Source organism: Bradyrhizobium sp. 33ap4, assembly GCF_032654765.1.
In the GTDB taxonomy this organism is placed as follows: domain Bacteria; phylum Pseudomonadota; class Alphaproteobacteria; order Rhizobiales; family Xanthobacteraceae; genus Bradyrhizobium; species Bradyrhizobium australafricanum.
The window spans coordinates 13,060-39,538 of record NZ_JAUMTJ010000024.1 but is presented as its reverse complement, the minus strand read 5'-3'; the positions used below and the strand labels follow the sequence as shown (position 1 = coordinate 39,538).

At 64.0% G+C, this 26,479-nt stretch carries 19 protein-coding genes; 4 read left to right on the top strand and 15 right to left on the bottom strand.

Translation table 11 applies throughout. From position 1 onward, the window contains the following. Positions 1-39: 39 nt before the first annotated feature. Genes fusA through rpsL form a run of 3 tightly spaced genes read right to left on the bottom strand, consistent with a single transcriptional unit; the run spans position 40 to position 3,000 of the window. The gene (fusA, locus tag Q2M23_RS19750) at positions 40-2,112 is read right to left on the bottom strand and encodes an elongation factor G (protein ID WP_316396685.1); all 2,073 of its coding nucleotides are present in this window, start codon (positions 2,110-2,112) and stop codon (positions 40-42) included. Between the two features lie 30 nt (positions 2,113-2,142). Then, positions 2,143-2,613: a 30S ribosomal protein S7 gene (gene rpsG, locus Q2M23_RS19745; RefSeq protein WP_016843741.1), complete on the bottom strand. Its 471-nt coding sequence runs from the start codon at positions 2,611-2,613 to the stop codon at positions 2,143-2,145. 15 nt (positions 2,614-2,628) lie between these two features. Beyond that, positions 2,629-3,000, bottom strand: coding sequence for a 30S ribosomal protein S12 (gene rpsL / locus Q2M23_RS19740; RefSeq protein ID WP_006611834.1), 372 nt, complete (start codon positions 2,998-3,000; stop codon positions 2,629-2,631). 699 nt (positions 3,001-3,699) lie between these two features. Between rpsL and Q2M23_RS19735 the strand changes: the two genes are divergently transcribed. Continuing rightward, positions 3,700-4,911, top strand: a complete 1,212-nt coding sequence (locus Q2M23_RS19735; RefSeq protein WP_316396683.1) for an NAD(P)/FAD-dependent oxidoreductase — start codon at positions 3,700-3,702, stop codon at positions 4,909-4,911. Positions 4,912-4,951: 40 nt separating this feature from the next. Here the strand turns inward: Q2M23_RS19735 and Q2M23_RS19730 are convergent, their stop codons facing one another. The 6 genes from Q2M23_RS19730 to rplJ all read right to left on the bottom strand — a co-directional run bounded on the left by Q2M23_RS19730 (position 4,952) and on the right by rplJ (position 19,303). Continuing rightward, positions 4,952-6,994, bottom strand: coding sequence for an ABC transporter ATP-binding protein (locus Q2M23_RS19730; RefSeq protein ID WP_141342192.1), 2,043 nt, complete (start codon positions 6,992-6,994; stop codon positions 4,952-4,954). A 226-nt stretch (positions 6,995-7,220) separates the two neighbouring features. Continuing rightward, positions 7,221-9,281, bottom strand: coding sequence for an FAD-dependent oxidoreductase (locus Q2M23_RS19725; protein WP_057019551.1), 2,061 nt, complete (start codon positions 9,279-9,281; stop codon positions 7,221-7,223). Positions 9,282-9,461: 180 nt separating this feature from the next. Then, entirely contained in the window at positions 9,462-13,664 is a 4,203-nt protein-coding gene (rpoC, locus tag Q2M23_RS19720; RefSeq protein ID WP_057019552.1) for a DNA-directed RNA polymerase subunit beta', read from the bottom strand. Positions 13,665-13,791: 127 nt separating this feature from the next. Continuing rightward, positions 13,792-17,910 carry a DNA-directed RNA polymerase subunit beta gene (gene rpoB, locus Q2M23_RS19715; protein ID WP_057019553.1) on the bottom strand — a complete coding sequence of 1,373 codons (4,119 nt, stop codon included), beginning with the start codon at positions 17,908-17,910 and terminating at the stop codon, positions 13,792-13,794. A gap of 441 nt (positions 17,911-18,351) precedes the next feature. After that, entirely contained in the window at positions 18,352-18,732 is a 381-nt protein-coding gene (gene rplL, locus Q2M23_RS19710) for a 50S ribosomal protein L7/L12 (protein WP_028335453.1), read from the bottom strand. A 52-nt stretch (positions 18,733-18,784) separates the two neighbouring features. Next, positions 18,785-19,303, bottom strand: a complete 519-nt coding sequence (gene rplJ, locus Q2M23_RS19705; protein WP_028335452.1) for a 50S ribosomal protein L10 — start codon at positions 19,301-19,303, stop codon at positions 18,785-18,787. Positions 19,304-19,922: 619 nt separating this feature from the next. On the opposite strand from rplJ, the gene Q2M23_RS19700 reads away from it, so the two are divergent. The 3 genes from Q2M23_RS19700 to sigJ are packed head-to-tail and all read left to right on the top strand — an operon-like array spanning position 19,923 to position 21,700. Next, the gene (locus Q2M23_RS19700; RefSeq protein ID WP_316396676.1) at positions 19,923-20,300 is read left to right on the top strand and encodes a hypothetical protein; all 378 of its coding nucleotides are present in this window, start codon (positions 19,923-19,925) and stop codon (positions 20,298-20,300) included. Continuing rightward, complete coding sequence (locus Q2M23_RS19695) at positions 20,293-20,838, top strand: hypothetical protein (protein ID WP_253589961.1); 546 nt, start codon at positions 20,293-20,295, stop codon at positions 20,836-20,838. The genes Q2M23_RS19700 and Q2M23_RS19695 overlap by 8 nt, the downstream gene beginning before the upstream one ends. Continuing rightward, on the top strand, positions 20,816-21,700 hold the full coding sequence (gene sigJ / locus Q2M23_RS19690; RefSeq protein ID WP_316396673.1) for an RNA polymerase sigma factor SigJ: 885 nt from the start codon (positions 20,816-20,818) through the stop codon (positions 21,698-21,700). Before Q2M23_RS19695 ends, sigJ begins: the two co-directional genes overlap by 23 nt. An 8-nt stretch (positions 21,701-21,708) precedes the next feature. Here the strand turns inward: sigJ and Q2M23_RS19685 are convergent, their stop codons facing one another. From Q2M23_RS19685 to Q2M23_RS19660, 6 genes are all read right to left on the bottom strand, one after another. Further along, the gene (locus Q2M23_RS19685; RefSeq protein WP_316396671.1) at positions 21,709-22,665 is read right to left on the bottom strand and encodes a 2-hydroxyacid dehydrogenase; all 957 of its coding nucleotides are present in this window, start codon (positions 22,663-22,665) and stop codon (positions 21,709-21,711) included. A gap of 153 nt (positions 22,666-22,818) precedes the next feature. Beyond that, positions 22,819-23,511, bottom strand: coding sequence for a 50S ribosomal protein L1 (gene rplA / locus Q2M23_RS19680; protein WP_018272150.1), 693 nt, complete (start codon positions 23,509-23,511; stop codon positions 22,819-22,821). A gap of 6 nt (positions 23,512-23,517) precedes the next feature. Continuing rightward, positions 23,518-23,946: a 50S ribosomal protein L11 gene (rplK, locus tag Q2M23_RS19675; RefSeq protein ID WP_016840552.1), complete on the bottom strand. Its 429-nt coding sequence runs from the start codon at positions 23,944-23,946 to the stop codon at positions 23,518-23,520. A 130-nt stretch (positions 23,947-24,076) separates the two neighbouring features. After that, on the bottom strand, positions 24,077-24,610 hold the full coding sequence (gene nusG / locus Q2M23_RS19670) for a transcription termination/antitermination protein NusG (protein ID WP_021081670.1): 534 nt from the start codon (positions 24,608-24,610) through the stop codon (positions 24,077-24,079). 20 nt (positions 24,611-24,630) lie between these two features. After that, the gene (gene secE, locus Q2M23_RS19665) at positions 24,631-24,822 is read right to left on the bottom strand and encodes a preprotein translocase subunit SecE (RefSeq protein ID WP_028335448.1); all 192 of its coding nucleotides are present in this window, start codon (positions 24,820-24,822) and stop codon (positions 24,631-24,633) included. 336 nt (positions 24,823-25,158) lie between these two features. Beyond that, a complete protein-coding gene (locus tag Q2M23_RS19660; RefSeq protein ID WP_316396667.1) occupies positions 25,159-26,472 on the bottom strand; it encodes an ATP-binding protein in 1,314 nt (437 codons plus the stop codon). Between the last annotated feature and the right edge of the window lie 7 nt (positions 26,473-26,479).

The window sequence follows — 26,479 nt, the reverse complement described above, 5'->3', positions numbered from 1 at the left end:
TTGACTCTCCGTTCAATCGTTGACTGCCATCAACGACAATCAGGCAAACTTCTTCTGGACTTCAGCCGACACGTTCGCCGGAGCTTCGGCGTAGTGATCGAACTGCATGGTGAAGGTCGCGCGACCCTGGCTCATCGAGCGCAGGTTGTTCACGTAACCGAACATGTTCATGAGCGGCACCATCGCGTTGATGACGTTGGCGTTGCCGCGCATGTCTTGGCCCTGGATCTGGCCACGCCGGGAATTCAGGTCGCCGATGACCGAACCGGTGTAGTCTTCCGGGGTCACCACCTCGACCTTCATGATCGGCTCGAGCAGAACGGACTTGCCCTTCGTCAACGCTTCGCGGAACGCAGCCCGCGATGCGATTTCGAACGCCAGTGCCGACGAGTCGACGTCGTGATACTTGCCGTCGACCAGCTGCACCTTGACGTCCACCACCGGGAAGCCGGCAACAACACCGGAGCCCATCACGCTGTTGAGGCCCTTTTCGACGCCGGGGATGTATTCCTTCGGCACCGCGCCGCCGACGATCTTCGATTCGAACTCATAGCCCTTGCCGGGCTCGTTCGGCTCGACGACGATCGACACTTCGGCGAACTGACCGGTACCGCCGGTCTGCTTCTTGTGCGTGTACTTGACTTCGGCCTTCTTGGTCACGCGCTCGCGGAACGCCACCTGCGGCGCGCCGATGTTGGCGTCGACCTTGTAGGTGCGCTTGAGAATGTCGACCTTGATGTCGAGATGCAGTTCGCCCATGCCCTTGAGAATGGTCTGGCCGGACTCCTGGTCGGTCGACACACGGAACGACGGATCTTCCGCGGCGAGCTTGGCAAGCGCCACGCCGAGCTTTTCCTGGTCGGCCTTCGACTTCGGCTCGATCGCGATCTCGATCACCGGCTCCGGGAATTCCATCTTCTCGAGGATCACCGGCTTGTCGGGATCGCACAGCGTGTCGCCGGTGCGCGCTTCCTTCAGGCCAGCCAGCGCGACGATGTCGCCGGCATAGGCTTCCTTGATGTCTTCGCGGTTGTTCGCATGCATCAGCAGCATGCGGCCGATACGCTCTTTCTTCTCGCGGGTCGAGTTCACCACGCCGGTGCCCGACTGCAGGATGCCGGAATAGATGCGGCAGAAGGTGATGGTGCCGACGAAGGGGTCGTCCATGATCTTGAACGCGAGCAGCGCCAGCGGCTCCTTGTCGTCCGCCTTGCGCACGACTTCGTTGCCCTCATCGTCGGTGCCCTTGATCGCGGGCACGTCGATCGGCGACGGCAGATAGTCGACGACGGCGTCGAGCAGCGGCTGCACGCCCTTGTTCTTGAACGCGGAGCCGCACAGCACGGGATAGAACGCGCCGGTCAGCACGGCCTTGCGGATCAGGCGCTTCAGGGCCGCCTCGTCCGGCTCCTTGCCGTCGAGGAAGGCAGCCAAAGCGTCGTCGTCGAGCTCGACGGCGGCTTCCACCATCTTCTCGCGATATTCCTTGGCCTGCTCGACCAGATCTTCCGGAATGTCGACATAGTCGAACTTGGCGCCGAGCGATTCATCGTTCCAGATGACGCCCTTCATCTTCACGAGGTCGACGAGACCCTTGAAGTTGTTCTCGGCACCGATCGGCAGCTGGATCGCGATCGGCTTGGCGCCGAGGCGGTCGACGATGTCGGACAGGCACTTGAAGAAGTCGGCGCCGGTCTTGTCCATCTTGTTGGCGAAGACGATGCGCGGAACCTTGTACTTGTCGCCCTGGCGCCAGACGGTCTCGGTCTGCGGCTCGACGCCCTGGTTGGAGTCGAGAACGCAAACGGCGCCGTCGAGCACGCGCAGCGAACGCTCGACCTCGATGGTGAAGTCGACGTGGCCGGGGGTGTCGATGATGTTCAGGCGCTTGCCGTTCCAGAACGCGGTGGTCGCAGCCGAGGTGATCGTGATGCCACGCTCCTGCTCCTGCTCCATCCAGTCCATCGTCGCGGCACCTTCGTGCACTTCGCCGATCTTGTGGCTCTTGCCGGTGTAATACAGGATACGCTCGGTGGTCGTGGTCTTGCCGGCGTCGATATGCGCCATGATACCGAAGTTGCGGTAGTCCTCGATGGCATGTTGGCGGGGCATGAGACTGTTCCTTAAATTCCGTTGTTCGCCTTACCAGCGATAGTGCGAGAACGCGCGGTTGGCTTCCGCCATCCGGTGCACGTCTTCCCGCTTCTTGACGGCGTTGCCGCGATTGTTCGAGGCGTCGAGCAGCTCAGCCGAGAGACGCTCCGTCATGGTCTTCTCGTTGCGCTCGCGGGCGGCCGAGATCAGCCAGCGGATGCCGAGCGCCTGACGGCGCACCGAACGGACTTCGACCGGAACTTGGTAGGTCGCGCCGCCGACGCGGCGGGAACGAACCTCGATGGTCGGCATCACGTTCTCGAGCGCCTGCTCGAACACGCCGAGCGGGTTCTGCTTGGTCTTGGCCTCGATCATGCCGAGCGCACCGTAGACGATGTTTTCGGCAACCGACTTCTTCCCGGCGTACATCACCGAGTTCATGAACTTCGTAATGATGATGTTCCCGAACTTCGGATCCGGAAGAACTTCACGCTTCTCGGCAGAATGGCGACGCGACATCTGATCGGTTCCCGCTTACTTCGGACGCTTCGCGCCGTACTTCGAACGACGCTGCTTACGGTTCTTGACGCCCTGGGTATCCAGCACGCCGCGGAGGATGTGGTAGCGCACACCGGGCAAGTCCTTGACGCGGCCGCCGCGGATCATGACCACCGAGTGCTCCTGCAGGTTATGGCCCTCACCCGGGATGTAGCCGATCACCTCGAAGCCGTTGGTCAGGCGCACCTTGGCGACCTTACGAAGCGCCGAGTTCGGCTTCTTCGGGGTCGTGGTGTAGACGCGCGTGCACACGCCGCGCTTCTGCGGCGACTGCTGCAGCGCCGGCACCTTCTTACGCGACTTCTGCACTTCACGCGGATTTGCGATCAGCTGGTTGATCGTCGGCATGCAGCCTTCACCCTTTAGTTCGCGCGAAAACCTTGAATGGCTCCGCAAATTTCTTCTCAGGACTAGCCGTCCCGCACGGCCCGCTCGACACGGAACAAACAACCGCGCAAAGCGAAATCGCGCCAACCACTCATCGCTGAGCGGAAAGCGCATCGACGCCACAGAGGACCGCGATCCCGAACCGTTCAGCGTGCGCTGTTCGGTCCGCCACCGAGGTCATGCATCCGAATTCACTCTCAAGAGGACGTGCTCAAGAGAACTAATATCGTCCTGGCATTGCCTAGCTATCATCGACAGCGTTTGAGCGGCATTCGTCGAGGTTGGTGCCCGTCCGGCTCCTCAAAAAGGACCTTCGGGTGTTCCGTTCCGACGCTGGCGTAGCTCACCGCCTGTCGTTAAGTGGGCGCCTTGTATAATCGAGAGATAGTGAAGTCAAGCAAAACGACAAGCGAAGAAACGCCTCTGGCACTTGCGGATTTCGCATTTCACCGAGGTTCGGCGCAAGGCGAAATGTGACGGCCGACCGACCTCCCCGCGCACTTCATCCGAATCTTCGGGCGCGTGCGGAATCATATTACATCCGGGTAAAATATGAATAGAAACAACTCTCCCCAAGTTAGTCCCGAAGGCAAACTTCGAAACTAAGCCTTTATTTGCCATTCGCAGCGCAAAAATCGGGGTCACAGCCACGGAATTCTCATGCGGTACACCGACATCGCGATCATCGGCGGCGGTCTTGCGGGCTCGACCGCAACCGCCATGCTCGGCCGTGCCGGGATACCGACGATCCTGATCGACCCCCACCGGGTCTACCCGTTCGATTTCCGTGTCGAAAAGATCGGCGGCGACCTCCAGCTCGAGCGATTCGCCAGGACCGGCCTCGCCGAGTCGGTGCTCCGCTCGGCGACGCTGGACGGCGAGAACTGGATCGCGCGATTCGGCCGGTTGCTCGACCGGCAGCCGAGCCGGCAATACGGCATCATGTACGACGCGCTGATTGCGGCGATTCGGAACGAAATCGCCGGGCCGGCGGAATTCATCTGCGACAAGGTGATCAATGTCGCGACCAGTTCCGAGCGGCAGCGGCTCGTGCTTGCCAATGGCGAGGAGATCTCGGCGCGCCTTGTGGTGCTTGCCAACGGCCTGAACGTCGGGTTGCGCCGGATGCTCGGCATCGAGCGGCTGGTCACGAGCTTCTGCCACTCGATCTCGCTCGGCTTCGATTTCGTCCCCGTCGGCCGCCCCGCCTTCCCGTTCGCGGCCATGACCTACTTCTCGGAGCGGCCGAGCGACCGAATCCCCTACATCACGCTGTTTCCGATCGGAAACCGGATGCGCGCCAACCTCTTCACCTATCGCAAGTCCGACGATCCCTGGCTGCGGGCGATGCGGCGCAATCCGGTGGAGACGCTGAACGCCGCGCTGCCGCGGCTGCGCCGGCTCACCGGCGAGTTCGACATCGCCGGCGATATCAAGATCAGGCCCGCCGACATCTTTGTCAGCACCGGCTATCGGCAGGCCGGCGTGGTGCTGGTCGGTGATGCCTTCGCCAGCACCTGCCCCGTCACCGGCACCGGTACCGACAAGGTGTTCACCGACGTCGCCCAGCTCTGCAACGTCCACATCCCGGCCTGGCTGTCGACCGACGGCATGGGCGAGGAGAAGATCACCGCGTTCTACGACGATCCGGTCAAGACCGCCTGCGACGCCTGGTCGAACGCCAAGGCATTCAGCTTCCGCGAGGTGTCGGTCGGCAGCGGGCCCACGTGGCAGGCCCAGCGCTGGGCGCGCTTTTTCGGCTATCTCGGCCGCGGCTGGCTGCGCCGGCTGCACAACCCTGCGGCGGCGGCGTCAACGACGCAGCCGGCCAACCACTTCCGGCAACGTCCGCACGCCGCGGACCGGGCGTAACGAAAAATCTGGCGCTCGACCATCGCCCGCGACGCGGGCCTCACGCCTCCTCATCCTCGTCTTCGTCCTCATCTTCATCATCGTCATCATCGTCATCATCCGCGTCGTCGGCGTCCTCGTCGTGATTCAGATGTCCCTGGTCGTCCCACAGCTTGCGATAGACGCCATTGCGGGCCAGCAGCTCCTCGTGCGAGCCGCGTTCGATCGCCCTGCCGCCGGAGATCACGATGATCTCGTCCATCTCGACCACCGAAGTCAGGCGATGCGTCGACCAGATCATGGTGCGGCCCTCGGCGACCTTGAGCAGCGTGCGATTGATCGCAGCCTCCGTGGTCTGGTCGAGCGCCGAAGTCGCCTCGTCGAGCAGCAGCACGGACGGGTTACGGATGATCGCGCGCGCGATCGCGATGCGCTGGCGCTGGCCGCCCGACAAGGTATCGCCGCGCTCGCCGACCGCCGTGTCGTAGCGCTGCGGCAGGCTCATGATGTAGCGATGGATCTCGGCCTTGCGGGCAGCGTCCTCGACCTCCGCGTCGGTCGCGCCTTCCTTGCCGAGCCGGATGTTCTCGCGGATCGACATGTTGAACAGCATGTTCTCCTGGAACACGACCGCCATGTTGGCCCGCAGCGACTCGCGCGTCACCCGGCGGATATCGACGCCGTCGACGGCGACGCGGCCCTCGTCCGGCACGTAGAGCCGCAGGATCAGGTTGATCAGCGTGCTCTTGCCGGAGCCGCTGGGACCGACGATCGCAATGCTCTTGCCGGCATTGAGCTTGAGGCTGAGATTGTCGAGCACCGGCGTCTGTGCCCCCTCATACTGGAAGGTGACGCGATCGAAGGAGATGTCGTTGGTGATGCGCGGCAGATCCGGCGCGCCGGGACGGTCGGCGCCGCGGGTCGGCTCGTCGAGCAGTTCCTGGATGTGCCGCACCGCCGCCGCCGACTGGATCGACACCGGGATGAAATGCATCAGATGGGCGATGTTGTACGACACCTCCCAGAACGCACTCTCGAAGGTCACGAAGGTGCCGACGGTGATCTGCCCCTTGGTGGCGAGATAGGCGCCGATCGCCAGCACCACGAGGTGGAGCAGCAGCACCGCGATGGTGACGGTGCGCTCCACCATGGTCGACAGGAACATGGCTGACGCGGCCTTGGCCCGGACGTCGCGGTTGCGCATCGTGAACCAGCCGAGCGCCCGGCGCTGCAGATTGAACGCCTTCACCACCGCCTGCGCGGCGACGTTCTCCTGCACGGTTCCGAGCAGCGCGGCCTCGTTCTGCTTCTGCTCGTAATTGGCCTGCACAGCCTTCGGCGTCAGGATGCGCGGCCCGATCAGGGTGATCGGAAACACCAGCAAGGCGACCACGGCAAGCTGCCAATTCAGGAACAGCATCAGGATGATGCCCGCGACCAGCTCGAGGCCCGGCAGCGCCGCGCTGTTGGCGAAGGTCTTGACCGAGCCCTCGAACGCCGACAGATCGATCGAGAAGCGCGACAGGATCTCGCCGCGCTTGGTGCGCGCGAAATAGGCCGACGGCAGGTTCTGGACATGGTCGAACAGCCGCGTCCGCACGTCGGCGATGATGCCGGCGCCCAGCCGCGCATCCCAGCGCTCGTACCAGACCGCGATGATCGAGGTGACGATGCCGGCAACCGCGAGCACGCCGAGGATCTTGTAGAGGGCCCCGAAATCCTCCTCACCGAGCGCGTCGTCGATCAGGAATTTCAGGCTGAGCGGCATGATGACGTTAAACAACGTCTCGACCAGCACGCCGAAGGCGACGCAGGCGAACGGCTTCCTGTAGTTCGCCAGGATCGGCCTGACGAAGCCAAAGATCGTGGAGAGCGCGCCGGCGGCTTCCTTGGCGGTGAAGACGACGAGGTCCTCGTCATCATCGTCGTCATCGAGCTCGAACTCGTCGTCCGCGTCGTCTTCCTCTTCGTCGTCAGCCGGCGCCGCGGACGGCTTCGTGGAGGCGGCCGCCGCGGGCGGACCGGACGCGGGCTTCTTCTTCAGCTCGGGATCGTCGGCCGCCGCTCTCGTCGGATCGTCTGATGCAGGAGGTCTTGGCGCCATGAAACCAACCGATGCTCCACGGCCGGCATGACCGCAAATCGAAACCGCAGCTGATAACACTGCGCCCGTAATCCTATGCGATCACGACGAATTCGGCAAAGCGTTTGGAACGGCCGACGCGCCGCGGCGCGCTCGCGCGGATTCGCGGAGCGCAGAATTGCCGCCGTTTGACAGTTGGTTGACACGAGGCCGGTCGGCTCGCGGCAAAAGCTTCCGGTCGGTCCCGCTAGTCGTCGAGGTCGGCTTCGACCTTGTCGAAGAAGGAATAGCGCAGGCTGTCGGAGTCGGCGTACCACTGCCCTGGCCCCTTGTTGGCGGCCAGCGTCAATGTCCACAGCGCATCGGTGCAGTCGCGGCGGTGCATCGACAGATCGAAGCCGTTGCCGAAGAACAATTCCGACCACTCCCACCAGGTGCCGAGCTTCTTCACTCCGCGCAGCAGGTCGTAGCGATCGATCACTGCCGCCGCCATGTCGGAGGTCACCGACGCGAACACGACGCCGGTCTTGACCACGCGGTTGAGCTCGCGCACCCCGCGCACGACCTGCTTCTCGCCGAGATGGCACAGCGAGGTCTCGAACACGAAGTCGAACTCGTTGGCCTTGAACGGCATGTCGGCGATCGAGCCGAGCTTGTTGTACTTCTTGAGCGCCTTCGGCGTCTTGCCGTGGATGTAGCGGTTGTTCTCGATGCCCCAGGCATCGATGCCACGTTCGCGCAGCGCGCCGACCAGTTCGCCGCTGGCGGAGCCGGCGATCAGCAGCTTGTAGCCCTTCGCCCTGCCCCAGACCGTCTTGATCAGGTCCGTCAGATAGGCCGGGTCGGTGAAGTTGCGCCAGACCTCGCTGTAGGGGCCGACGCCGCGATAATTGTCGAAATAGCTGCGGTCGATCTTGTCGGACAGCGAGCTCTCGTCCTGCGCGCGGGTACGGCGCAGCCGCATCATCTCGGTGACGATGATGTCGGTCGCGGCATCGGAGGAATCGAGCAGTCCATTCAGCGTCGAATCGAACAGATAGTCGCCGACCACCACGATGCCGGGATGCTCCTTCGGCTCGGGCCGGTGGTTGGTCATGACGTCGCGCACCGGCAGGCCGCCCGGCAGCGCGTTGACCGACGACAGCCAGCGATGGATCTTGCCTTCCAGGAAATGCTCGCGCGCATCGCCGAGCGAGGCCGGCAGCGACTTCAACGCGGCATCGATCAGCTCCTGGTCGCTGAGATTGGCGAAGGCCAGCGCATCCGAGCCCGCGATCAGCCAGTTCAGCACGCCGTGCTTGCCGACATCGTGGCGCGCGCCCTCATTGTAGACGCAGCAGCCGCCGAACGCTTCCGACATGAACCAGGCGCCCGGGATCTTCTCGCCCCAGAACGGCTCGTCGAACAGGATCGAGACCCGCAGATAATGCGCGGGCCGGTCGAAATAGGCGACGTGCTTGACCATCGACTTGCGCAGCTGTTCGCCGTCCCAGCGCATGGTCGCGAGCCAGGAGTGCGGCAGGCAGACCAGCACGAGATCGAAGTCGCGCGTCTCCGGCCCCTTGCCGTTCATCATGTTGAGCTGGTAGCGGCCGCCAGCGGTCTTGCCGACCTTGAGCACACGATGGTTGAGCTGGATGTCGGCGCTGACTTCCGAGCGCAGACAATCGATCAGCTGCTCGTTGCCGTTCTGGATCGAATACAGGCCGATATAGCCGTCGACGTCCATCACGTAGTTCTTCAGCGCGTTGAGGCCGTTGGTGTTGTGGCTCTCGGTCGCGATGTCGGAACGCGCCATCACCTTGAAGAAACGCTTGGCGGTCGCGTCCTCGACCTCCTCGTCGAGGACCTGCTCGGCGGTCTTGTAGGCCCACGGGTGTTCGTTGTCGTGGGCGCCGACGCCCTCGTAATATTCGATCGGCGACACCAGGTCGCTGCAGCGCTTGCGGAACGCCTCGATCGCGGCCGCGGTCTTCGCCCCGTATTTGCGGCGCATGCCGGGAACGTCGGCAAGCAACTCGCCGTCGAGCTGCACCTGCTCGGCGTCCATCGGGATCGTCTGCAGGCCGAAATGCTGGATCAGCTCGCGCAGCGGGTCCGGCCCCGTCATCGAGTAATCATAGATCTCGGCGACGCCGGCCTCATACATCGCGGGCGCGGTGTCGAATTTGCGCGTGACGATCTTGCCGCCGAGGCGGTTCGACGCCTCGAAGATGGTAACGCGGCAGAGGTCGCCGAGTTTGCGCTTCAAATACCAGGCGCTCATCAGCCCCCCGGGGCCGCCGCCTACGATAGCCAAGTCGAGCATATGGATTCCGTCGTCTCCGGCGCGAGCCAAACAGCCGGTCTAAGTCACCCTAGCAAAGGCACTTTTTTGCCTGAAGGAAAGATGAACAAACTGCGTCCCTGCACCGCAGCAAGCAAAGAAAGCAGCAAAAAGGCCGGCTAAACGCCGGCCTTCTCGCCATACCCGTAGTCTTGCGGATGCCTATTCGGCGGGCGGCAGCGCCAGCGGCTCCGCTTCCGGAGCCGTCGGCACGATCGCCGCCTGCTGCTTCTCGCGCTCGTCGAGGATCAGCTTGTCGCGCTTGACCGCGACCTCGCGGATCCGCGCCATCGAGGCGCCGGTGCCGGCCGGGATCAGGCGGCCGACAATGACGTTCTCCTTGAGGCCCTCGAGCGGGTCCACCTTGCCGTTGACGGCAGCTTCGGTGAGCACGCGCGTGGTCTCCTGGAACGACGCCGCCGAGAAGAAGGAGCGGGTCTGCAGGCTCGCCTTGGTGATGCCGAGCAGAACCGGCGTACCCGTGGCGGGCTTCTTGCCCTCCTCCTTGGCCTTGGTGTTGAGCGCGTCGAACTCGATCTTGTCGACCTGCTCGCCCGAGATCATGTCGGTGTCGCCCTGATCGGTGACCTCGACCTTCTGCAGCATCTGACGGACAATCACCTCGATGTGCTTGTCGTTGATGAGCACGCCCTGCAACCGGTAGACCTCCTGGATTTCGTTGACCAGATAGGCAGCGAGCTCCTCGATGCCCTTGATCGCCAGGATGTCGTGCGGCGCCGGATTGCCTTCGACGATGAAATCGCCCTTTTCGACGATGTCGCCGTCCTGAAGGTGGATGTGCTTGCCCTTCGGGATCAGGTACTCGCGCGGCTCCTCGGTCTTGTCCATCGGCTCGATCGAGATGCGGCGCTTGTTCTTGTAGTCGCGGCCGAAGCGGATCGTTCCCGCGGTCTCCGCGATGATCGCCGCATCCTTCGGCTTGCGAGCCTCGAACAGTTCCGCCACCCGCGGCAGACCGCCGGTGATGTCACGCGTCTTGGCGCTCTCGGTCGAGATACGCGCCAGGATGTCGCCCGGCATCACCTTCCCGCCGGTGTCGACCGACAGAATGGCGTCGACCGACAGCATGTAGCGGGCATCGCCGCCACGCGCGAGCTTCATCACCTTGCCGTCCTTGCCCTTGACCACGATGGCCGGACGCAGGTCCGAACCGCCGCGCGTCGTGCGCCAGTCGATGACCACGCGCTTGGCGATACCGGTCGACTCGTCGAGCGTTTCCGAGATCGACTGTCCCTCGACCAGATCCTCGAAACCGATCGTGCCCTCGACCTCGCTCAGCACCGGGCGGGTATAGGGATCCCACTCGGCGATGCGCTGGCCGCGCTTGACCATATCGCCTTCGTCGACGTGCATCTTCGAACCGTACTGAATACGGTGGGTCGCACGCTCGGTGCCGTCGGCATCGACGATCGCAACGACCATGTTGCGCACCATCGCGATCAGGCTGCCTTCGCTGTTGCGGGCGATCGCCTTGTTCTTAATCACGATCTTGCCGTCGAAGTTCGATTCGACGAACGACTGCTCGTTGAGCTGCGCGGCACCGCCGATGTGGAACGTGCGCATCGTCAGCTGCGTGCCGGGCTCACCGATCGATTGTGCCGCGATGACGCCGACGGCCTCACCGTGGTTGACCGGGGTGCCGCGGGCCAGGTCGCGGCCGTAGCACTTGGCGCAGATGCCGTTGATCAGCTCGCAGGTCAGCGCCGAGCGGATCTTCACTTCCTGGATGCCGGCCTGCTGGATCGCGTCGACGTGGCTCTCCTCCATCAAGGTGTCACGCTTGATGACGACCTCGTTGGTGGCGGGATCGCGCACGTCATCGCAGGCCACGCGGCCCAGGATGCGCGAGCCGAGCGAGGCGACCACGGTGCCGGCGTCGACGATGGCGCGCATCTTGATGCCGAGCGTGGTGCCGCAGTCGGTCTGCGTGATGATGCAGTCCTGCGCGACGTCGACCAGACGGCGGGTCAGGTAGCCCGAGTTCGCGGTCTTCAACGCGGTGTCCGCGAGGCCCTTGCGGGCGCCGTGGGTCGAGTTGAAGTACTCGAGCACCGACAGACCTTCCTTGAAGTTGGAAATGATCGGCGTCTCGATGATCTCGCCCGACGGCTTGGCCATCAGGCCGCGCATGCCGGCGAGCTGGCGCATCTGGGCCGGCGAACCACGCGCACCGGAGTGCGCCATCATGTAGATCGAGTTGATGTCGGCATCCGCGCCCGCCGCCGTCTTCTTGGTGGACGAGATCTCCTTCATCATCGCCTTGGCGACTTCTTCACCGGCCTTCGACCAGGCGTCGACGACCTTGTTGTACTTCTCGCCGTGGGTGATCAGGCCGTCATTGTACTGCTGCTCGAAATCCTTCGCCAGCGTACGGGTCTGATCGACGATCTTCCACTTCGACGCCGGCACGACCATGTCGTCCTTGCCGAACGAGATGCCCGCCTTGAAGGCGTTGTAGAAGCCGAGCGCCATGATGCGGTCGCAGAAGATCACCGTCTCCTTCTGACCGCAGTGCCGGTAGACCTGATCGATCACGCCGGAAATCTCGCGCTTGGTCATCAGCTTGTTGATGATGTCGTACGAGATCTTCGGGTTCTTCGGCAGCAGGTTGCCGAGCATGACGCGGCCCGCGGTGGTTTCGATCCAGCGCTTGGAGTGCTTGCCTTCCTCGTCGAGGCCTTCCCACCGGTACTTGATCTTGGTGTGGAGGTGGATGACCTTCGAATGCAGGGCGTGCTCGAGCTCGGCCATGTCGCCGAAGATCTTGCCCTCGCCGGGCAGGCCTTCGCGCATGATCGAGACGTAGTAGAGGCCGAGCACGATGTCCTGCGACGGCACGATGATCGGCTGGCCGTTCGCCGGATGCAGGATGTTGTTGGTCGACATCATCAGGACGCGCGCTTCCAGCTGCGCTTCGAGCGACAGCGGAACGTGCACGGCCATCTGGTCGCCGTCGAAGTCGGCGTTGAAGGCGGCGCAGACCAGCGGATGCAGCTGAATCGCCTTGCCTTCGATCAGCACCGGCTCGAACGCCTGGATGCCCAGGCGATGCAGCGTCGGCGCGCGGTTGAGCAGCACCGGATGCTCGCGGATCACCTCATCGAGGATATCCCAGACCTCCGGACGCTCTTTCTCGACCAGCTTCTTGGCCTGCTTCACCGTGGTGGACAGGCCCTTGGCATCGAGCCGCGAGTAGATGAACGGCTTGAACAGCTCGAGCGCCATCTTCTTCGGCAGGCCGCACTGATGCAGGCGCAGCTCGGGACCGACCACGATCACCGAACGGCCCGAATAATCGACGCGCTTGCCGAGCAGGTTCTGGCGGAACCGGCCCTGCTTGCCCTTCAGCATGTCGGCGAGCGACTTCAGCGGACGCTTGTTGGCGCCGGTGATGACGCGGCCGCGGCGGCCGTTGTCGAACAGTGCGTCGACGGCCTCCTGCAGCATGCGCTTTTCGTTGCGGATGATGATGTCGGGCGCACGCAGCTCCATCAGCCGCTTCAGGCGGTTGTTGCGGTTGATGACGCGGCGGTACAGGTCGTTGAGGTCCGAGGTCGCAAACCGGCCGCCGTCGAGCGGCACCAGCGGACGCAGGTCCGGCGGAATCACCGGCACGACCGTCATGATCATCCATTCCGGCTTGTTGCCGGAAACGCGGAAAGCCTCGACGATCTTCAGACGCTTGGCGAGCTTCTTGTGCTTGATGTCGGAGTCGGTCTCCGCCATGTCGGCACGCAGCGTCGCCTCGAGCTTCTCGAGCTCGAGCCCCTTGAGCAGCTCGCGGATCGCCTCCGCGCCGATCATGGCGGTGAAGGAATCCTGGCCGTACTCGTCCTGCGCCTTCAGATACTCGTCTTCCGACAGCAGCTGACGGTCCTTCAGCGCGGTGAGACCCGGCTCGAGCACGACGTAGTATTCGAAGTAGAGGATCCGCTCGAGATCCTTCAGCGTCATGTCGAGCAGGAGGCCGATGCGCGAGGGCAGCGACTTCAGGAACCAGATGTGGGCGACCGGCGCCGCCAGCTCGATATGGCCCATGCGCTCGCGCCGGACGCGCGACAGCGTCACCTCGACCGAGCACTTCTCGCAGATGATGCCCTTGTACTTCATCCGCTTGTACTTGCCGCACAAGCACTCGTAGTCCTTGATCGGCCCGAAGATGCGCGCGCAGAACAGGCCGTCACGCTCCGGCTTGAAGGTGCGGTAGTTGATGGTCTCCGGCTTCTTGATCTCGCCGTAGGACCAGGACAGAATCTTCTCCGGAGACGCGATCGAAATCCGGATCTGGTCGAAGACCTGGGCCGGGGTCGTCGGATTGAAAAGATTCATAATCTCTTGATTCATGGTCTTCTCCTCGCGTGCCGATCGTCACCGGCAGCAAATTCGAAACTTTTATTCAGCGCGCGCCCCGCCCAACGTCCGAGCGGAGTGCGAAGGCCCGGCGCGTTTGGCGCCGGGCATGATCACAGCGTTACTCGGCCGCTTCCGACGTCGACGCCGGTCCCACCTTGGAATTGTGCAGGTCGACGTTGAGGCCGAGCGAGCGCATTTCCTTGACCAGCACGTTGAACGATTCCGGAATACCGGCCTCGAAGGTGTCGTCGCCGCGCACGATCGCCTCGTACACCTTGGTACGGCCGGCGACGTCGTCCGACTTCACGGTCAGCATCTCCTGCAGCGTGTAGGCGGCGCCGTAGGCTTCCAGCGCCCAGACCTCCATTTCGCCGAAGCGCTGGCCGCCGAACTGCGCCTTGCCGCCCAGCGGCTGCTGGGTGACGAGCGAGTACGGACCGATCGAACGCGCGTGGATCTTGTCGTCCACGAGATGGTGCAGCTTGAGCATGTAGATATAGCCCATCGTCACCTTACGATCGAACTGATCGCCGGTACGGCCGTCATAAACGGTCGACTGGCCGGAGGCGTCGAAGCCCGCGAGCTTCAGCATCTCCTCGATGTCGGCTTCCTTGGCGCCGTCGAACACCGGCGTTGCGATCGGCACGCCGTGGCTCAGATTGCGGCCGAGTTCGACCAGCTCGTTGTCGTTCAGCGACTTGATGGTTTCATCCTCGCCGTAGATCTTCTTCAGGGTCTCGCGCAGCGGCTTGAGATCCTGCTTGTGATAATAGGCGTCGATGGTCTGGCCGATGCGCTTGCCGAGGCCGGCGCAGGCCCAACCGAGATGGGTCTCAAGGATCTGACCGACGTTCATGCGCGACGGCACGCCGAGCGGATTGAGCACGATGTCGGCGTGCGTTCCGTCCTCGAGGAACGGCATGTCCTCGATCGGCACGATCTTCGACACCACACCCTTGTTGCCGTGACGGCCGGCCATCTTGTCGCCGGGCTGGATCTTGCGCTTCACCGCGACGAAGACCTTGACCATCTTCATCACGCCGGGCGGCAGCTCGTCGCCACGCTGCAGCTTCTCGACCTTGTCGAGGAAGCGCTGCTCGAGGCCCTTCTTCGACTCGTCGTACTGCTTCCGCATGGCCTCGATCTCGGCCATCAGCTTGTCGTTCGGCGAGGCGAACAGCCACCACTGCGACTTCGGATACTCGTCGAGCACCGCGCGGGTGATCTTGGTATCCTTCTTGAAGCCCTTCGGGCCGGCGATGCCCTGGCGGTTCTCCAGCAGCTCGGCGAGGCGGTTGTAGACGTTGCGGTCCAGAATCGCCTGCTCGTCGTCGCGGTCCTTGGCGAGACGCTCGATCTCCTCGCGCTCGATCGCCAGCGCACGCTCGTCCTTATCGACGCCGTGGCGGTTGAACACGCGGACTTCCACGATGGTGCCCTGCACGCCCGGAGGCACGCGCAGCGAGGTGTCGCGGACGTCGGAGGCCTTCTCGCCGAAGATGGCGCGCAGCAGCTTCTCTTCCGGCGTCATCGGGCTCTCGCCCTTCGGCGTGATCTTGCCGACCAGGATGTCGCCGGCGCGGACTTCCGCACCGATATAGACGATACCGGCTTCGTCGAGGTTCTTCAGCGCTTCTTCCGAGACGTTCGGAATGTCGCGGGTGATTTCCTCAGGACCGAGCTTGGTGTCGCGGGCCATCACCTCGAACTCCTCGATGTGAATCGAGGTGAAGACGTCGTCCTTCACGATTCGCTCGGAGAGCAGGATCGAGTCTTCGAAGTTGTAGCCGTTCCACGGCATGAACGCGACCAGCACGTTGCGGCCGAGCGCGAGCTCGCCGAGATCGGTCGACGGACCGTCGGCGATGATGTCGCCCTTCTTGACGATGTCGCCGACCTTCACCAGCGGACGCTGGTTGATGCAGGTCGACTGGTTGGAGCGCTGGTACTTCATCAGCCGGTAGATATCGACGCCCGACTTGGTCGGATCGAGATCCTCGGTGGCGCGGATCACGACGCGGGTGGCGTCGATCTGGTCGATCACGCCCGAGCGGCGCGCGGCAATCGCCGCGCCCGAGTCACGGGCGACCACGCCTTCCATGCCGGTGCCGACGAACGGCGCCTCGGCGCGAACCAGCGGCACCGCCTGGCGCTGCATGTTCGAGCCCATCAGCGCGCGGTTGGCGTCGTCGTTCTCGAGGAACGGGATCAGCGCCGCGGCGACCGAAACCAGCTGCTTCGGCGACACGTCCATGTAGTCGACCTTGTCCGGCGTCACCGGCAGCACTTCGCCGGCGTGACGGCAGACCACGAGGTCGTCGGTGAAGCGGCCCTTGGCATCGAGCGGCACGTTGGCCTGCGCGACGCGGTAGCGGCCCTCTTCCATCGCCGACAGATAGATCACCTCGTCGGTGACCCGGCCGTCCTTGATCTTGCGATAGGGCGTCTCGACGAAGCCGTACTTGTTGACGCGTGCGAACGTCGCCAGCGAGTTGATCAGGCCGATGTTCGGACCTTCCGGCGTCTCGATCGGGCAGATGCGGCCGTAATGCGTCGGATGCACGTCGCGGACTTCGAAGCCGGCGCGCTCGCGGGTCAGACCACCCGGGCCAAGCGCCGACAGGCGCCGCTTGTGGGTGATCTCCGACAGCGGGTTGGTCTGGTCCATGAACTGCGACAGCTGCGAGGAGCCGAAGAACTCGCGCACCGCGGCAGCCGCGGGCTTGGCGTTGATCAGGTCCTGCGGCATCACGGTGTCGATATCGACGCTCGACATGCGCTCCTTGATCGCGCGCTCCATGCGGAGCAGGCCGATCCGGTACTGGTTCTCCATGAGCTCGCCGACCGAGCGCACCCGGCGGTTGCCGAGGTGGTCGATGTCGTCGATCTCGCCCTTGCCGTCGCGCAGGTCGACCAGCGTCTTGATGACCGCCAGGATGTCTTCCTTGCGCAGCGTGCGATGGGTATCGGGCGCATCGAGCTCGAGGCGCATGTTCATCTTGACGCGGCCGACCGCGGAGAGGTCGTAGCGCTCGGCGTCGAAGAACAGCGACTGGAACATCGCCTGCGCCGAATCCAGCGTCGGCGGCTCGCCCGGACGCATCACGCGGTAGATGTCGAACAGCGCGTCCTCGCGCGTCATGTTCTTGTCGGCAGACAGCGTGTTGCGGATGTAGGCGCCGACATTGACGTGGTCGATGTCGAGCAGCGGCAGGTCCTTGTAACCCTGCTCGTTCAGCACCTTGAGCGACTTCTCGGTAATCTCCTCGCCGGCTTCGGCGTAGATCTCACCGGTCTTCGGGTTGACGAGATCCTCGGCGAGATAGTTGCCGACGAGTTCCTCGTCCGACATGCGCAGCGCCTTCAGGCCCTTCTCCTGAAGCTGGCGCGCCTGGCGCACGGTCAGCTTCTTGCCGGCCTCGAGCACCACCTTGCCGGTGTCGGCGTCGATCAGGTCGTTGACGGTCGAATAGCCGCGGAAGCGGTTGGCATCGAACGGCACGCGCCATCCGTCCTTGGTCCGCTTGTAGGTGATCTTCTTGTAGAAGGTCGACAGGATCTGCTCGCCGTCGAGACCGAGCGCGTACATCAGCGAGGTCACGGGCAGCTTGCGGCGGCGGTCGATGCGCGCGAACACGATGTCCTTGGCGTCGAACTCGATGTCAAGCCAGGAACCGCGATACGGAATCACGCGCGCGGCAAACAACAGCTTGCCGGACGAATGGGTCTTGCCCTTGTCGTGGTCGAAGAACACGCCCGGCGAACGGTGCATCTGCGAGACGATGACGCGCTCGGTGCCGTTGACGACGAAGGTGCCGTTCATCGTCATGAGCGGGATATCGCCCATGTAGACGTCCTGCTCCTTGATGTCCTTCACCGACTTGGCGCCGGTTTCCTCGTCGATATCGAACACGATGAGGCGCAGCGTCACCTTGAGCGGCGCAGCGAAGGTCATACCGCGCTGGCGGCACTCGTCGACGTCATATTTCGGCTGTTCGAACTCGTAGCGGACGAATTCGAGCATCGAGGTGCCGGAGAAATCCGAGATCGGAAACACCGAGCGGAACACCGCCTGCAGGCCCTCGTCGAGCCGACCGCCGGTCGGCTCGTCGACCATCAGGAACTGGTCATAGGACGCCTTCTGAACCTCGATGAGGTTCGGCATCTCGGCGACTTCCTTGATGTGACCGAAAAACTTGCGTACGCGTTTGCGACCGGTGAATGTCTGCTGCGCCATCGTGGCCTCTCATTTTCGTCGCCTTTGTGGGGCGAACCTTCCGGGAGCGACTGCCATCGGCCCCGGGTTGAATTTCGAATCGTCTCGAAGGAACGAAGCGCTAAGTCAGGAATTAAATCCCCGTCCCGGCCCCGACCACCTCCAAAACGCAAAACAACGCGCGGGGCGCATCACTGCACCCGCTCGTCCAAACGCTCCGCTTTACGGACTGAAAAAGCCCGAAATCTGACTGTCTCCCAACGGCTTCCGCCAGGGACCCTGCCGTCCCCGCCGCCTACCGTGTTTTTCCGCTGCCAACCCGATATGGGATGGCAATAAAGGAGATTCGAGGGTTAAGTCCACGGATCCCCACACTTTTTTGTGTCCGTCGCGCCACGCGACAACCTGTCGCACGCCGTTTGCATGGCCCGGGAGCGCCCTGCGGCGCTCCCGGGCCGCGCATTACTTGAGCTCGACCTTGGCGCCAGCCTTCTCGAGCTGGGCCTTGATCTTGTCGGCTTCTTCCTTGTTGACGCCTTCCTTGACGGGCTTCGGAGCACCTTCGACGAGGTCCTTGGCTTCCTTCAGGCCCAGGCCGGTGATGGCGCGGACTTCCTTGATGACTTCGATCTTCTTGTCGCCGGCCCCAGCCAGCACGACGGTGAAGTCGGTCTTCTCTTCAGCCGGAGCAGCGGCACCGCCACCACCAGCAGCCGGGCCGGCAACCGCAACGGCGGCAGCGGCGGACACGCCCCACTTTTCTTCGAGGAGCTTGGCGAGTTCGGCCGCTTCGAGCACGGTGAGGCTCGAGAGGTCGTCGACGATTTTCTGCAAGTCAGCCATTGTTCAGTTCCTTAAACGTTTGGTTCGAACCAGGTTTGAGATTAGCGAAGGGTCAGGCCGCTTCGCCCTTTGAGGCATGAGCCTGAATGACGCGTGCGAGCTTGGCCGCGGGCGCGTTGGAGAGCTGAGCAAGCTTGGTCGCCGGCGCCACGAGGAGGCCAACGATCTTGCCGCGCAGTTCGTCGAGCGACGGCAGTGAGGCAAGCGCCTTCACGCTGTCGACATTCAGGACGGTTTTACCCATCGAGCCGCCGAGGATGACGAACTTCTCGTTCGCCTTGGCGAATTCGATGGCAACCTTTGGCGCCGCAACCGGATCGTTCGAAGTAGCGATCACGGTCGGTCCCTTCAGCAGGGAGCCGATGGCAGCGACGTCAGTGCCTTCAAGAGCAATTTTGGCGAGACGGTTCTTCGAGACCTTCACCGACGCGCCCGCCTGCTTCATCTGCATGCGCAGCTTCTGCATCTGGGCCACGGTGAGGCCGGAATAGTGAGCAACGATCGCAACCGACGTGGTCTTGAAGACCTCGTTAAGTTGTTCGACCGACTCTTTTTTTGCCGCTCGTTCCACAGCAAGCTCTTTCCGGTTGGCGGCCTTTCCGCGAAGGCAGGACCGCCGGGTTGCACCCATCGTCCCGCCCTAAACCTGATCCTTGGGGCGCAAGACCCTTCGGACATGCCGGGCAAGACGACATCTAGAAGCCTGCCCTCCCAGAGCCTTGCGGCCATGGGCTGTCGAGGTTCGAACCAAACCAGCCTCCCGGCCGCGAACTGATCGCGACGTGGAGTGCAAAATCCGGTCTTCACCCGTCTATGCAGGCCATGCGATTAAGCCGTTGAAAACACGAAGTTCTCGCGGGCGCCTGCAGTCTTGGACAGGATCGAGGCACTTCAGCACGCTGAAGGCCCCTGCTCTCATTCCTCTGAAGGCGACGGGTCTCCTTCCTTTCGAGCATCCTTGCGGGCATGCGGAAAGGAATGATCTCCTATCATCTCAGGTTTTCGGATTGCGAGCACGGACATGCCAGCAAGTGCCAGCACGCCCGGAAGGCGCTATGTAGCCGGTCCTGCCCTGCTTGCCAAGAGCAAATTTCAGACCAGTTCGGCGACCTGCCCGGCCCAGCGAAAAATTTCTTCCCCGACGGCGTCACGCTCCAATGCCGCCGCTCGTCTGGGCGCTGGAGGCTCGCATGAAACGATGGATTGCAGGAATTCTCGCCCTCTTCAACCTCGCCAATGGGCTGGTGATGCTGTCGGCCGGTTCCCTCTGGTGGTCGCTGGTGCCCGGCGCCGCCGATACCGGTCCGTTCAACTCTCATTTGGTCCAGGACGTCGGCATTGCCTTCATCGCGGCCGGGCTCGGCCTGGCGGCGCGAGCCTTGTGGCCGGCCTGGTGGCCGGCAGCGGTCGCGGGCGCCGCGTTCCTGGCCGGCCACGGCCTGCTGCATCTCGTGATGATCGCCGGCGGCCACGACCGCCATGCCGCGCCCGATCTGGTGGCGGTCGTCCTGCCCGCGGCGCTCGCCCTCTATTCCGCCCTACCAAATCAAGGAGAACGACATGCGTAGCTTCATCGCGCGCCGCATGCTGCGCGCCTATTCCAGGCGCTACGGCTACGACACCACCTATCTCGAGATCATGCTGAAGGAATCGCCAGCCGCGTTCTTCAAATTCGCCGGCGCGATGAAGGCCGCCGCCTACCGCGCGGTCGCGCCGGTTGAGGCCTTCTATGCTGCCAAGCTGACCGGCGCGCTGGCGGAAGATTGCGGTCCCTGTGCGCAACTGGTCGTCGACATGGCGATCGGAGCCGGAATGGCGGAACAGCAGGTCACCGCCGTACTCCGTCGTGACGTTGCCGCCATGACCGCGGACACCGCGCTCGGCTTCCACTTCGCCGACGCCATCGTGCAGCGCTCGACCGACGATAACGCCTGCCGCGACGCCGTTCGCGCGCGCTGGGGCGAAAAAGGCGTGATCGACCTCGCCATGGCCCTACAAATCGGCCGCATCTTCCCCATGATGAAGCTGGCGCTGGGATATGCCAGGGAGTGTCGCCGCGTGACCGTGGCCGGCCATCAGATCGATGTCATCAAGCAGGCTGCCTGAGCGCGACCCGCTGGCGCCGTATCGGGCGCGGCTGACCGGGCTTGTCTATCGCATGCTCGGTAGCCGCGGCGATGCCGACGATGTGGTCCAGGACGCCTGGCTGCGGTTCGCCGCGGTCGACGACGTTCGCAATCCCGAGGCGTTCCTCGTCACGGTGGTGACCCGGCTTTGTCTTGACCGGCTGAAGAGCGCCCGCGCCCAGCGCGAGGTCTATGTCGGAGCCTGGTTGCCCGAGCCGGTGTTCGACGAGGCGCTGTCGGCCGAGGCGGCGACCGAACTCGCCGACGATCTCTCCTTCGCGCTGATGCTGGCGCTCGACGCCCTGACGCCCCTCGAGCGCGCCGCGTTCCTGCTGCACGACGTGTTCGACCGGCCGTTCGCGGAAGTCGCCCGCACCCTCGAGCGCAGCGAGGCGGCCTGCCGGCAGCTCGCCGCGCGCGCCCGCCGATCGGTCCGCGACAACCGCCCTGTTCCCGCCGAGCCGCCCGAAGGCCACGCACGGCTGCTGACGGCATTCTGCAAGGCCGCGGCCAGCGGCGACGTCTCCGCCCTCGCCAACCTGCTGCGCGAGGATGCCATCGCGATCACCGACAGCGGCGGCCGCAAGCTGGCGGCGCTGAAGCCGATCAAGGGGGCAGAGAAGATCGTCCGCTTCATCATCGGTATCGCCGGCAAGAACGCCGGCAGCGAGGTTCGCGTCGAACCGATGATGGTCAATGGCAGCGCGGGCGCGCTGATCTTCCTCGATGGCGAAGTCGACCACACACTGAGCATGGCGATCGACGGCGAGACCGGCCGGATCGCGGCGATCTACATCGTCCGCAACCCGGACAAGCTGCGCCACGCGCCGCGCCGGAGCTGAAGCTCCGGTCAGGCCGCCGTCGCCACCGGATAGGCGAGCGGCTTGCCGGCAAAGAACGCGTCGAGATTGGCCAGCACGCAATCCTGCATGGCGACGTGCGATTCCAGCGTGTGGCCGCCGAGATGCGGCGACAGCACCACGTTCGGCAACGCCGTCAGCGCATCGGGCGCATGTGGCTCCCTCGCGAACACGTCGAGGCCGGCACCGGCGATCACGCCGTCGGTCAACGCTGCGACCAGCGCCTTCTCGTCGATGACCGAGCCGCGCGCGATGTTGACGACGAACCCGTCGCTGCCGAGCCGGCGCAGGATGTCGGCATTGACCGCATGCTCGGTATCGGCGCCGGCGCGGACGGCCACCAGCAGCACGCAGCACCAATCGGCGAGCGCCTCCAGCGTCGGAAAGTATTGATAGGGCACGTCCTGCTTCGAGCGGCTGAAATAGCCGACCTCGGTCTCGAAGGCCGCGACGCGGGCGGCGATCTTGCGGCCGATCTCGCCCATGCCGTAGACGCCGACCTTGCGGCCGCGCATGCCGGCCTGCGGCCGCATCATCGGCGACGGCTTTGCACCGGCCCAGTCGCCGCTCCGCACGTAATTGTCAGCCACCAGCAGCCGCCGCACCGACGCCAGCATCAAGGTCACCGCCGTGTCGGCGACGGAGGCCGCATTGGCCCCCGGGCTGTGGCCGACCGCGATGCCGCGCCTGGCGGCCGCGGCGAGATCGACGCCGTCATAACCGGTGCCGTAGCAGACGATTGCGCCGAGCTTCGGCAGCATGTCCATGGCCTCCGTGCCGAGCGCCGTGCCGCCCGCGGTGATCATGGCGCGGATATCGGCGAGCTCGGCCGCCGGGAACGCTTCGTCCAATCGTTTGCCCGCCGCATTCAGCAGCTCATAGCGCTCGCCGAAGCGGATCAGCTGGGCCTTGGGAAAGCGTGAATAGACCAGGACCTTATCGGGCATTGTTGTTCTTTCTTGCGAGAGGCTTCAGATCTTGTCTTGGCGCGTTTTCTTCACCGAACCGGTAGCCACTTCGCTCGAAAACGCTTTGGCAAAACAAAGGGCGGAACCGGTTGCCCGGTCCCGCCCCTCTTTATCTCGTCACGGCCAGAGACCTCAGCCGAGGATCGTGCCCGGCTCGACCTTCACGCCCGGGCCCATGGTGGAGGAAACCGCCACGCGCTGGATGTAGGTGCCCTTGGAGCCCGCCGGCTTCGCCTTGGAGACCGCGTCCGCAAGCGCCTTGACGTTCTCGACCAGCTTGTCCTCGGAGAACGAGGCCTTGCCGATGCCGGCCTGCACGATGCCCGCCTTCTCGACGCGGAACTCGACCGAGCCGCCCTTGGCGCCCTTCACGGCGTTGGTGACGTCCATGGTCACGGTGCCGATCTTCGGGTTCGGCATCATGCCGCGCGGACCGAGCACCTTACCGAGGCGGCCGACCAGGGGCATCATGTCGGGCGTGGCGATACAACGATCGAAATCGATCGCGCCGCCCTGCACCTTCTCGACCAGGTCTTCCGCACCGACGACGTCGGCACCGGCGGCCTTGGCTTCCTCAGCCTTGGCGCCGCGCGCGAACACGCCGACACGAAGCGTACGGCCGGTTCCGTTCGGCAGGTTGACGACGCCGCGGACCATCTGGTCGGCGTGGCGCGGGTCGACGCCGAGATTGATCGCGATCTCGATCGTCTCGTCGAACTTCGACTTGGCGCGCTCCTTGACCATCTTGATGGCATCCGCGAGCGGATAGAGCTTCTCGCGATCGACGCCCTCGCGGGCCTTCTTCAAACGCTTTCCGATTGACATGGCCCGTTACCCCGCAACTTCCAGACCCATCGAACGGGCAGAGCCCTCGACCATCTTCATGGCCGATTCGATGGTGTCGCAATTCAAGTCCTTCATCTTCTTCTCGGCGATCTCGCGCACTTGCGCCTTGGTCACCTGGCCGGCCTTGTCACGGCCCGGCGCCTTCGATCCGGACTGGATCTTGGCGGCCTGCTTGAGGAAGTAGGACATCGGAGGGGTCTTCATCTCGAAGGTGAAGGACCGGTCCGCATAGATGGTGATGATCACCGGGATCGGGGTGTTCTTCTCTTCCTTCTGGGTCTGCGCGTTGAACGCCTTGCAGAACTCCATGATGTTGAGGCCGCGCTGACCAAGCGCGGGGCCGATCGGGGGCGAAGGATTCGCCGCACCGGCCGGGACCTGAAGCTTCAGGTATCCGGTCACTTTCTTTGCCATTTATCACTCCTGTTGTGCCGGACGGGCCGGCGGTTTCAGGTTCCGTGGTTCGGTTGAAGGGGCTGGCGACCGCCTCCTCCCTCCCACGGCCTCTCGACTTGACGCGAGGCATATACCCCGCGCCGTCCGGTCAGACCACCTTTTCGACCTGACCGAATTCCAGTTCCACGGGCGTCGCGCGGCCGAAGATCGATACCGCGACCTTGACGCGCGAGCGCGCCTCGTCGATTTCTTCCACCACGCCGGAGAACGAAGCGAACGGGCCGTCGGCCACGCGTACGTTCTCCCCGATCTCGAACGACACCGACGCCTTCGGACGCTCCACGCCCTCCTGCACCTGGTGCAGGATCCGCATCGCCTCCGCTTCCGAGATCGGCATCGGCTTGTTTTCCGCGCCGAGGAAGCCGGTCACCTTCGGGGTGTTCTTGATCAGATGGAACGCCTCGTCGGTCAGCTTCATCTTCACCAGCACATAGCCCGGGAAGAACTTGCGCTCGGCGTCGATCTTGCGGCCGCGGCGCACCTCTGTGACCTTCTCGGTCGGCACTAGAATCTGCTCGAACAGTTCTTCCAGCCCACGCTGCTTGGCCTGCTCGCGGATCGATTCCTGAACCTTCTTCTCGAAGTTCGAATAGGCGTGGACGATGTACCAGCGCTTGTCCATCAATTGAGTTCCCATGCTCATCAGTGGATGCCCAGTATCAGGGTAATCAGATAGCGGATGATCTGATCTGCGGCGAAGAAGAAGACCGAGGCCAGCGCCACCATCACGAACACCATGATGGTGGTGATGGTCGTCTCGCGGCGCGTCGGCCAGGTGACCTTGGCGGTCTCCGAGCGCACTTCCTGCAGGAATTTGAACGGGCTGAAAGCCATCGTGAGATCCGCGTCCGTCTCCGGACGATTGCAACGTTTCAAGGAATCCGAACAGCCGACCTTGCGGACCCAGCCCTCGTTTGGAAGGTTGAGCCGATAAACGAGCTCGAATGTTCGGGGAATTAGGCCGCGCCGGATATCCGCCATCAAAGCGGGCCGGCTGCGAGTGGCGAGTATCTACTGCGAGACCGGCCAAACGTCAAGGTCGGCGGGGTCGGGTCCGGCTCCCGCCCGGTTCGGGGAGATCGGGCATTGGTCTCTCCAAATCAAGGGCTTAGCCGGCGCCCTGCGATCCCCTGGCGTCCTGGCGGGATCAGCGTCGTTCGTCTCGCCCCTCTAGGCCAGGCCGGGTTTAGGCGGCAGCAGCATCGATACGAGCAGTCCGCTCGGCTCCCGCAGCCTCAAAGCGATGCTGCCGCCATGGCGCTTGGCGATATCCTGCGCGATCGATAGCCCTAGCCCGAAGCCCCCCTCCTGCCGGGCGCTGTCGGCCTTGAAGAAGGGCTCGAATACCTTGTCGTGCAGCGCAGTTGGGATGCCCGGACCGTCATCCGCCACCTCGATCTCGATGTGGCCGGCCTCCATGGGGCGAAGCGTCACCGCGACCTTGCTGCCGTGCTTGACCGCATTCTCCACGATATTGGTGACGGCGCGCGACAGCGCGCGGGGCCGGCAGGCATAAGGCAGACGCGCCGGCCCGGCATAGGATACCGCGTGGCCCATGTCGGCGAAGTCCGAACAGATGGTCTGCAGGAAGCTCGGCAGGTCGATGAACGACGCCGCCTCCGAGCGGGCATCCTCGCGCAGATACTCCAGGGTCTCGTTGATCATGCGCGTCATCTTGGCGATATCGCCCAGCATCGCCGGGCGCAGGGTGTCGTCGCCGACGCGCTCGGTGCGCAGCCTGAGCCGGGTCAGCGGCGTCCGCAGGTCATGACTGATGGCGGCGAGCATGCGGGTGCGGTCGTCGAGCAGCGCTGCGATACGCGTGCGCATGTCGTTCAGCGCGTCGGCGACCTGGGCGATCTCGAGCGGACCGCGCCGGCGCAGCACCTCGGGAGCCCGCGGCGAGCGGCCGAACGAGGTCGCGGCACGCGCGACATCAGCCAGCGGCGCGATCACCCAACGCACCGCATAGACCGACAGCAGCAGCATCGAGATCAGCACGATGATCGTCCCCCCGGCCAGCGGGCGGAGCAAAGTGGACCAAAGGCCGCCTTTGACCGCAACATCGGCCATCAGCGCGTGGCCATCGTCGAGTCTCACGATCACCTGTGACGACGAGCCTGCGGGATGGCGCAGATCCTCCATCAATTCAATTCCAGGCTCTGCAGCCAGTTGCCGGAACGCTCGCATGGAAAACGACCGCGTCTCTGCGGCTGTTCGAGGCACCAGTTCGCCTAAGGCGACGCGCCTGACGTCGAGACCGCCGCGCCTGGCTGCGGCCAGCAGTTCATCCGCGTCTGCCGGCGTCTTCGTGGAACGCACGAGCTGCGTGAGCTCCGCGACCCGCCCGGCAAGCAACTTCTGCGTGTCGGTGATCGAGGGAGAATCGAACAGAAAAATGATGGTCACCGCCGCGAGCGTGATGCCGATCAGTTCCGAGAGCGCGACGAGGCTCATGAGTTGCGCAGCGACGCTGCGCGGCATCAGCCGC